Genomic DNA, 9,136 nt, shown 5'->3' on the forward strand with positions numbered 1-9,136 from the left:
CGCCGCGCGCTCGCAGGCAAGGAGGCTGCCGTAAAGGAGCGAGCCGGCCCCCCAGGCGAGAAAGAGCTCGCGCGGGCTCTTCAGCAGGTAGACCGCCTCCATGGTGACCACCAGGTAGAGCGTCCAGACCCAGCTGACCGCGCCGCCGGTGAAATGGATCAGCACGGTGACCAGCAAGAGGTCGAGGAAGACCTGCAGATGGTCGGCGTAGCGGAAGCGGGCCAGGACGGAGCCGTTTTGGTAGGCGAGGTTGTAGACCACCACCGCGCACATGGTGAGGAAGAGAAAGGAGGTCTGCTGTTCCGTGAGGAAGAAGCCGAAGCGGCTGAGGGTGTAGAAGATACCGGCGTAGAGGGCGTAGATGAAGAGGATGAAGACGATGACCCACCTGGCCCTGACCAGGTGCGCTATCTGCGGCGACAGCGCAGGCTCCCCCACCCTGTCGACCACGTAGCCCGGCCGGCGCGGGAAACCGTCGCTGCAGGAGATTGCCACCTCTTCCTCGCGGGTCACGGTCCTCTCCTTCAGGCAACCTCCTCGAGGAAGCGGATCTCGGGGAGGCTGGGGATGAGCCCCATCTCGAAGGCATGCCGGAAGAAGCAGCGGGCCCCCTCGAGGTGGGCGTCGGTTAATTCGTAGGAGATGGTCTGCCAGTAATCGACCAGTTCGTCCACCCCCAGCCACTCGCGCTCGGCGGAGGTCTCCGCGATCCGCCGGTAGCTGTGGTAGGCGAGTTTTTTGGCGGCGATCAGGTCGCGCCCGAGGGCGGCAAGTTCACTCCTCTTTTCGCGTACCGCCTCGCGCCTCACGATCCAGAGGGCGAACACGAAGGGGAGCCCGGTGAACTCGTACCAGAGCTGGCCAAGGTCGTAGGTGCGGTAAGGGCCAGCAGCTGCCGCCCCCTTGAGCGCTGCGTCGCCGATCAGCAGCAGGCCGGGGTAGCGATCGAGCGCCTCTTCCAGCGGCAGCGAGGTGCGCTCGAAACGGTTGGTGAATCGATACTTGCGGGCCAGCAACACCTTCAGGAGGTTCACCGAGGTGTCGGATTCGGCGGTCAGGCCGATATCGCAGCCGTTCAGCTGTTCGACGGGAACCCTGGAGAAGAGGAAGACGCTCTTGACCGGGCCGATCGCGCTGATGGAGAGTTCCGGCAGCAGGCAGTACTGGTCATGGGCGGTGGCGTACTCGATGGAGGAGGAAGGGCTCAGGTCGATCTCGCCGGCCCTCAGCATGGCGTTGAGACGGGCGGGTACCCCGTCCACGAAGCGGTAACCGCTGCAGTCGAAACCGGAGGAAAGCGCGGTGAAGATCGGGGTGCAATTGGCGTACTGGATATGTCCGATTCTGACTGTCACTGCAAAACCTCTGTCTGAACGTTCGGTTGCGTAGACTATAACAACACCTCATCGAGATCAAGATGAAAGTGGTCCTAAATCTCTGCTTTAGGAAAGAAAAAAGGCGAGAAGCATCTCGCCTTTTTTCCCACAGTATCAACCTGCAGTTACTTCATTCTTCGTCGTCTTCGGCAACCGCAACCTGGTCCTCGTAGTGTTCCGCGGACATCAGGAGGTTGGCCTCCTCGGGGTCGGCCATCTCGATCACCACCAGCCAGCCGGCGTCGTAGGGATCGTCGTTGATGAACTCCGGCGAGGTGTGCAGTTCCGAGTTCGCCTCCAGCACGGTGCCGGAGAGCGGCGCGTACAGTTCAGCCACCGTCTTCCGGGCCTCCACCGACCCGAAGGAGTCGTCCTGTTCCAGGTCGTCGCCCGGCTCCGGAAGCTCCACCGAGGTGACCATTCCCAACTGGGTCTGGGCGTAGTCGGTGATGCCGATCACCGCCCGGTCCCCTTCCATGCGCACCCAGAGGTGCTCCTTGCTGTACTTCAGTTCTTCGGGAAAGTCCATAGGCTACTCCATTACCAGCCTTTCGATGAAGCCGGTGTCTATGTTACCTTCGATGAAGTCCTTGTTGGCCATGATCCTCTTGTGGAAGGGGATGGTGGTCTTGATCCCCTCCACGATGTACTCGTCAAGGGCGCGCGCCATGCGCCTGATCGCCTCCTCCCTGGTGTCGGCATGCACGATCAGCTTGGCGATCAGGGAGTCGTAGTGCGGCAGCACGGAGTAGTTGGTATAGACGAAGGAGTCGACGCGGACGCCTAAGCCGCCCGGGGTGTGGTAGTCGGTGATCTTGCCGGGAGACGGCGTGAACTTGATGCTGTCCTCGGCGTTGATCCGGCACTCGATGGAGTGCCCCTTGATGGTGATGTCGTCCTGGGTGTAGCGCAGCGGTATGCCGTAGGCGGAACGGATCTGCTCCTTCACGATGTCCACGCCGGTGATCATCTCGGTGACCGGATGCTCGACCTGCACGCGGGTGTTCATCTCCATGAAGTAGAAGTTGTTCTGCTTGTCGACCAGGAACTCCATGGTGCCGACGCTGGAGTAGTTGACCGCCTTGGCGGCCGCCACTGCAGCCTCGCCCATCCGCTTCCTGAGCTCGGGGGTGGTGACGGTGGAGGGAGCCTCCTCGATCACCTTCTGGTGACGGCGCTGGATGGAGCAGTCGCGCTCGCCCAGGTGAACCACGTTGCCGTGCTTGTCGGCCAGGATCTGGATCTCGACGTGGCGCGGGTTTTCGCAGTAGCGCTCGATGTACACCTCGGGGTTGCCGAAGCCGGACTGTGCCTCGGCCCGCGCGGTGGCGAAGGCGTTGGGCAGCGCCGCCGGCGAGTGCACGATCTTCATGCCGCGCCCGCCGCCGCCTGCGGTGGCCTTGATGATGACCGGGAAGCCGATCTGCTTGGCGACCTTAACAGCCTCGTTGACGTCGTGGACCCCTTCCTTGGTGCCGGGGAGGATGGGCACCCCTTCCTTGATGACCGCCTGACGGGCGCTGATCTTGTCGCCCATGATGCGCATGCTCTCGGCGGAGGGGCCGATGAAGGTGATGCCGCACTTCTCGCAGATCTCGGCGAAGACGGCGTTCTCGGAGAGGAAGCCGTAGCCCGGGTGGATCGCCTCGGCGTCGGTCAGTTCGGCGGCCGAGATGATGGCGTTGATGTTGAGGTAGCTGGAAAGGCTGGGAGCGGGACCGATGCAGACGCTCTCGTCGGCAAGCTTGACGTGCAGGGACTCGGCGTCGGCGGTGGAGTAGACGGCGACCGTCTTGATCCCCATCTCCTTGCAGGCCCTGATGATCCTCAGGGCGATCTCTCCCCTGTTGGCGATGAGCACTTTATGGAACATATGTAATCTCCTGGGCACGACTGAAGAGTCCGGGCTGAGGGGAAGCCCCTGCATGCCGGGCCGTCAGCGGCGCCCGTTATCACGGGTTAAATCGTCACCGTACAGCTGGTAGAAGAAAGGGCCAAAAACCGTCAGCTTTTAGCCCTTGCCGTCAGATATTAGAGCTTTTCGACGATGAACAGCTCGTCGCCGTACTCGACCGGCTCGGCGTTCTGCTTCACGATGCGGACGATCTTGCAGCGGTACTCCGCCTCGATCTCGTTCATGAGCTTCATGGCCTCTACGATGCAGAGCACCTCGCCCTTCTCGACGATCTGGCCCACTTCCACGTAGGGGGGCGCATCGGGAGCCGGAGCGCGGTAGAAGGTGCCGACGATGGGGGAGGTGACGGCGTCGCCTTCCTCGGCGGCAGCGGAGCGAGCGGCGGCGGCCGGTGCGGCCGGTGCGGCTGCGGCGGCTGCGGGAGCCATGGGAGCGGGGGCCAGGTAGGAAACCGGCTGGGGCATCTGGAACTGCGGAGCGGCAACGGTGCAGCCCCTCTTGATGACAACCTTGTCCTCGGCGTTTTCCAGTTCGAACTCGGTGATGTCGGTCTCGGTTACCATCTTGATCAGCATCTTAAGGTCTTTTATATCCACGACTTTTCTCTCCTTTTCATTGCAGCTGGAATACTTAGTTACTGCCTGCGGTGTTGCCTTATACGTAAAAGTAACCGCCGGTACCCGCTGCGGCTGACGGGCCGAGACGGATATGAGCGGTACATGGTGCGGATCTTACACAAACGCCCCATCCTCACCCCTGCCCTCCCCTTGAAGGGGAGGGAGAGCGCAAGAAAGAGGATCGAGATAATTACAGCACGCGGAGCGCCTTGGGGACCTTGGTGAGCCGGCGGCAGCCCCCCTTCTCCATCACCACGGTGTCCTCGATCCTCACCCCGCCCCAGCCGGGGATGTAGATGCCCGGTTCGACCGTGAAGACCACCCCTTCCTCGATGGTGTGCACGCTGCGGGGAGAGACGGGCGGGTGCTCGTGGATGTCGATGCCCACCCCGTGCCCCAGGCCGTGGCCGAAATACTCGCCGTACCCTCGGGAGGCGATGTAATCTCTGGCCAGCGCGTCGATCTCCTTCAGCGGCATGCCCGGCCGGGCCCCCTCGATGGCGAGCCGCTGGGCCTCCAGCACCGTCTCGTAGACCTCACGCTGCTTGCCGTCCGGCTCCCCCACCGCCACGGTCACCGTCTCGTCCGAGCAGTAGCCGCGGAAGATGGCGCCGTAATCGAGGGTGACCAGTTCTCCGGCCGCTATTTCCTTGTCCGAGGCCTTGCCATGCGGCAGCGCGCCGCGCGGACCGGAGGCGACGATGAAATCGAAGGACTTGCCGTCGGCCCCCCGCTTCCTCATCGCGACTTCCAACGCCCAAGCGACGTCGCTTTCCAGCGCGCCCGGCTTCACCAGGGGCAGGATCTCCAAGAGCGACTCGGAGGCGATAGTCGCCACCCGCTCCAGGATCTCCAGCTCGTCAGCGTCCTTCACGCTGCGCAGGGAGACCAGCTCCTTGTCGGCGGCAATGAAGGCGATCTCCGGGTTGCGGTCGCAGAGATCCTGGTAGGACTGCACCGTCAGGTTGCCGGCTTCGAAGGCTACCCTTTTCGCGCCGGCCTCGCGGAAGACCGCCGAGACGGAGTCGAGCTTGATCTTGAACTCGACGATCCTGGCCTCGGTGACCTGTTCTGCTGCCTGCGATGTGTAACGGGAATCGGTGAGAAACCAGCCATCTTCCCGCGACAGGATGAGCGTTCCCTCGCTGCCGGTAAAGCCGGTTAGATATCTGATATTGCTGAGGTTTGTGACCAGTAGCAGGTCGGCCCCGACCGCCTCCAGACACTCTCTGGCCACGGAGATTCTGTTGTTTAACATAATAACCTCCGTATGACAATCTATTTTTCCAGCCGTTTTACCAGTCCTCTCAGCCCCAAAAGATAGCTATCAGCGCCGAATCCGCAGATCTGTCCGACTGCCACCGGTGCCAGGTAACTCTGCTCCCTGAAGGGCTCCCGGGCGTGGATGTTGGAGAGATGGACCTCCACGGTGGGAAGCGCCACCGCGGCGACGGCGTCGCGGATCGCCACCGAGGTATGGGTGTAGGCGGCCGGGTTGATCAGGATGCCGTGGCACTCCCCCCTCGCCCCCTGGATGGCGTCCACCAGCGCCCCCTCATGGTTGGACTGCAGGATCTTCAACTCTACGTTAAGCTCGCCGGCCAGTTCGGTCAACGCCTCGTTGATCCCCTCCAGGGTGGTGCTGCCGTAGACGCCCGGCTCGCGGGTGCCGAGCAGGTTCAGGTTGGGACCGTGCAGCACCAGAATCTGGAAGCGGGCGCTCATTGCAGGGCCTCCCTCAGGCGGGCGGCTTCCCGCTTCATGAGGTAGCGCGCCTTGCCGAAGTTTCCTTCCGGCGTGAGCACCACGGCGACGAAGAAGTCGGCGGTGATGCCGCGCACCACCACGGTGCAGCGGTCCGAGACGATGGAAACCTCCTCCAGTTCGCCGGTCTTCAAGACCCCCACCGTCCGCTTGATCTCCTTCAGCACGGAGGCGTATTCCACGGCGAGGATCTGCACGTCGAGCCCTCCGGTGTCGCGCAGGTACTCGTCGATGGCGATGCCGTCGTACCCCATGACGACCCCGCCCACTCCACCTGAGCTACCTTCGACAATGGCCTTCAGTATCGCCTTAAACTCCATCTCTTCTTCTCCTTATGTTGCCCAGCCAGCGGGTAAGTTCACTCTCCAGATCGACCGGGCCGGCCGCGGCTTCCCCGGCAAGGGGCGTGCCACATTCTACCTGGGCGGCCGTGGGCTCCTCCCAGGCGGGAGCCTGGTGGCGCGGCGCCTCTTGCTGCGCGGCCGGAGTTGCCCCTTGTTGTGCGGTTGGCTGAGATAGCTCATGGGTAACCGGTGCTGCCGGTGCTGCCGGTGCCGGCTGTGGCGGCTGTGCCGGCTGTGGCGGCTGTGGCGGCTGCGGAGCTGCCGGCGCGGCCGACGGCTGGAGCTGCTGCTCACGCAGGCGCGCCAGTTCGCCCCCCCGTTGCAGGTAGGACTGATTGGCGGGCTCCTCGCTCAAGAGTTGGCGGTAGATGGAGATCGCCTTGTCGAGGAACCCCTGCGAGACGTACAGTTCCGCCATGGTCGCCGTGGCAAGGGGATCCTTGCCGCCCGGTTGCCGCTCTGCGCTCCGACCGCTCGGGGCAAAGGACGGTGCCGCGGAGACCGCCGGCTCATCAACCTCCTGGAAGGCGTTGAAATCCTCGTCGTCCCAGAGGTTGGTGGTCTCTGCACCCCGCTCTCGCGCGGCCGCACCGCCGTAAGCGGGCTCGACACCGGCCATCCCCTCGATCTCCGCCTCCGGCCCCGGTTCCAGCTCCTCGGTCAGCTCCTCGACGAGGTCCAGTTCCTCCAGTTCCTCCTCTGCAGCGGGGGTGGCTGCAGCCGGAGCGGCACCGATGGAGCGCAGGGTCAGGGTGGTCTCGGCGTCCTGGGGATCGAGTTGCAGCGCCTGCCCCAGCACCTGCTCGGCCAGGTCGGTGCGCCCCTCCTCGATGTACACCTTCCCCAAAAGCTTCAGGGCCTCGGCGTGCTCCGGCTTCAGGGAGACCGAGGTCTCCAGCGCCTTTCTCGCCTCGGCGTTCTCGCCTTTGGCCTGGTAGGCCGCGCCCAGTGCGAAGAAACCTCCCGGGTAGTCAGGATGCAGGCCGCACCCCTTGAGCGCGACGGAGATGGCGTCGTCCAGAAGGCCCAGCTTTCGATACAGTTCGGAAAGCGGCACGAAACAGTAAGAGCGGGGGTCGGCCGCCAACATGTTCTCATAGCGCTGGATATCCGTCCAAAACGAAATCGCATCCTCTACTGCCATGTCACTCTCCTATGCCGCAGATCTCCAAAAGTGCAGTAAGGTCCTTGATCCTTTCCATGCGGTGGCCGCCGATGCCGTTGTTGCAGATGAACAAAAGCCCGCTTTGGCGCACCTTCTTGTCGTGGGAGAGCGCCTCCGCGTAGGCCTGGGCCGGAAAGGGGGGAAGTTCGGTGGGAAGCCCCAGCGACACGATGAGCGAGACGATACGGTCGTGGTCCTCCTGGCTGCAGAAACCGTACTGCTGCGAGATGCGGGCGGCCTGCACCATGCCGATGGCAACCGCCTCACCGTGCAGATAATTGGTGTAGCCGGTCAGGGTCTCCACCGCGTGCCCCAGGGTGTGCCCGTAGTTGAGCACCGCGCGCAGCCCCCCTTCCCTCTCGTCCTGCTCGACCACGTACCCCTTGATGGCGCAGGAGCGGCTGACGGCGTGGATGAGGGAGTCGCGGTCGCGGGCGAGCAGAAGCTTCGCGTTGTCTTCCAGGAAAGAGAAGAAATCGCGGTCCAGGACGGCGCCGTACTTGACGATTTCGCCGAGGCCGGCGCGGAACTCGCGCTCCGGCAGGGTGTCCAGGGTGGCGACGTCGATCAGCACCGCGCGGGGCTGGTAGAAGGCGCCGATCAGGTTCTTCCCCCTGGGATGGTTGATGCCGGTCTTCCCACCCACGCTGGAATCGACCTGGGAAAGGAGGGTGGTCGGCACCTGCACGAAGGGGATGCCGCGCAGGTAGCTGGCGGCGGCGAAGCCGGCCATGTCGCCGATCACGCCGCCACCCAGGGCGACGATGAAGGAACCGCGGTCGAGGGAAGCGTCTACCAGGGCGTCATAGATGAGGTTGAGGGTGGCGCTGTTCTTGTAGGACTCGCCGTCGGGGAGGGAAACGAGCAGGGTGCGGAAGCCGGCTGCCTGGAGCGAGGCCTCCACCCGCTGAAAGTAGAGAGGAGCCACGGTGGTGTTGGATACCACGGCGGCGGTGCCGGAAAGGCCGAGCTTCTTGCAGAGCGCTCCGATGCCGTCCAGGTTCCCGGCGCCGATGCCGATCTCGTAGCTGCGGTCGCCGAGCTCAATCTTTATGGTGTCTACTGTCACAGCAACCTCTTCAACATTTCCGATCTTTCATTCTGGCCTCGCCTCCATTTCCCCTCGCCCTCCGGGAGAGGGAGAGTTGAGGGAAGCTGATCTAGTGTTAATTTAGAACGTCTTCAGGTACTCGAGGTACGACTGGTAGTTCCTGGTGGTCTCGGCGATGGAGTCGCCGCCGAACTTCTCCATGAAGGCGTTGGCGATCTCGATGGCGATCACCGCCTCGGCCACCACGGAAGCCGCCGGCACGGCGCAGACATCCGAGCGCTCCACGGTCGCCTCGAAGGGCTCCTTGGTGACGATGTCCACCGACTGCAGCGGCGTGTAGAGGGTCGGGATCGGCTTCATGGCGCCGGTGACCACGATCTCCTCGCCGTTGGTGATGCCCCCCTCCAGCCCCCCCGCCTGGTTGCTCTTGCGGCAGAAGCCTCCCTGCCTGCTCTGCTCAACCTTGGCGGCGTCATAGAAGATCTCGTCGTGCACCTGCGACCCGGGTTTCCTGGCGGTCTCGTAACCGGCGCCGATTTCGACCCCTTTGAAGGCCTGGATGCTCATCACCGCCGCCGCCAGCCTGGCGTCCAGCCTGCGGTCCCACTGCACGTGGCTCCCCAGGCCTGCCGGCACGCCGCTGACCCGGACCTCGACCACACCGCCCAGGGTATCGCCGGCGGCCTTGGCGCGATCGATCACCGCGATCATCTCCAGTTCCGCCTCGGCGTCGTAGGTGTAGACCGGGGAAGCAGCGATGGCGGCCCGCATCTCCTTCAACCCCATTTCCGGAAGCTTGGCCTTGACCCCGCCGAGTTCCAGCACGCAGCCGGTGACAAAGATGCCGAAATGGGAGAGGTAGGCCTTCGCCACGCCGCCCACTGCCACACGGACCGCGGTCTCG

General features: G+C 63.8%; 10 protein-coding genes and 1 pseudogene. All 11 read right to left on the reverse strand.

Features of this window, described 5'->3' with window-relative positions; all coding sequences use genetic code 11:
• Nucleotides 1-513: pseudogene (locus VJ604_RS15175) on the reverse strand (hypothetical protein); the annotation flags it as partial.
• Nucleotides 514-524: 11 nt separating this feature from the next.
• Nucleotides 525-1,355, reverse strand: a complete 831-nt coding sequence (locus tag VJ604_RS15180) for a menaquinone biosynthetic enzyme MqnA/MqnD family protein (protein ID WP_324083937.1) — start codon at nt 1,353-1,355, stop codon at nt 525-527.
• 151 nt (nt 1,356-1,506) lie between these two features.
• The gene (gene gcvH, locus VJ604_RS15185) at nt 1,507-1,905 is read right to left on the reverse strand and encodes a glycine cleavage system protein GcvH (RefSeq protein ID WP_324083939.1); all 399 of its coding nucleotides are present in this window, start codon (nt 1,903-1,905) and stop codon (nt 1,507-1,509) included.
• Between the two features lie 3 nt (nt 1,906-1,908).
• Complete coding sequence (gene accC / locus VJ604_RS15190) at nt 1,909-3,249, reverse strand: acetyl-CoA carboxylase biotin carboxylase subunit (RefSeq protein WP_324083941.1); 1,341 nt, start codon at nt 3,247-3,249, stop codon at nt 1,909-1,911.
• 158 nt (nt 3,250-3,407) lie between these two features.
• Nucleotides 3,408-3,887, reverse strand: a complete 480-nt coding sequence (accB, locus tag VJ604_RS15195) for an acetyl-CoA carboxylase biotin carboxyl carrier protein (RefSeq protein WP_324083943.1) — start codon at nt 3,885-3,887, stop codon at nt 3,408-3,410.
• 211 nt (nt 3,888-4,098) lie between these two features.
• Nucleotides 4,099-5,166, reverse strand: a complete 1,068-nt coding sequence (locus VJ604_RS15200) for an aminopeptidase P family protein (protein ID WP_324083945.1) — start codon at nt 5,164-5,166, stop codon at nt 4,099-4,101.
• A gap of 20 nt (nt 5,167-5,186) precedes the next feature.
• The gene (gene aroQ / locus VJ604_RS15205; RefSeq protein WP_324083947.1) at nt 5,187-5,633 is read right to left on the reverse strand and encodes a type II 3-dehydroquinate dehydratase; all 447 of its coding nucleotides are present in this window, start codon (nt 5,631-5,633) and stop codon (nt 5,187-5,189) included.
• Complete coding sequence (locus VJ604_RS15210) at nt 5,630-5,992, reverse strand: roadblock/LC7 domain-containing protein (protein ID WP_324083949.1); 363 nt, start codon at nt 5,990-5,992, stop codon at nt 5,630-5,632. Before VJ604_RS15210 ends, aroQ begins: the two co-directional genes overlap by 4 nt.
• Complete coding sequence (locus tag VJ604_RS15215) at nt 5,982-7,160, reverse strand: tetratricopeptide repeat protein (protein ID WP_324083950.1); 1,179 nt, start codon at nt 7,158-7,160, stop codon at nt 5,982-5,984. The genes VJ604_RS15210 and VJ604_RS15215 overlap by 11 nt, the downstream gene beginning before the upstream one ends.
• A gap of 1 nt (nt 7,161) precedes the next feature.
• Nucleotides 7,162-8,250, reverse strand: a complete 1,089-nt coding sequence (aroB, locus tag VJ604_RS15220; protein WP_324083952.1) for a 3-dehydroquinate synthase — start codon at nt 8,248-8,250, stop codon at nt 7,162-7,164.
• Nucleotides 8,251-8,352: 102 nt separating this feature from the next.
• Nucleotides 8,353-9,136: chorismate synthase (gene aroC / locus VJ604_RS15225; protein ID WP_324083954.1), on the reverse strand; the 784-nt coding region annotated here is incomplete at its 5' end.

The sequence above is a fragment of the Geomonas sp. genome, assembly GCF_035254065.1.
In the GTDB taxonomy this organism is placed as follows: domain Bacteria; phylum Desulfobacterota; class Desulfuromonadia; order Geobacterales; family Geobacteraceae; genus Geomonas.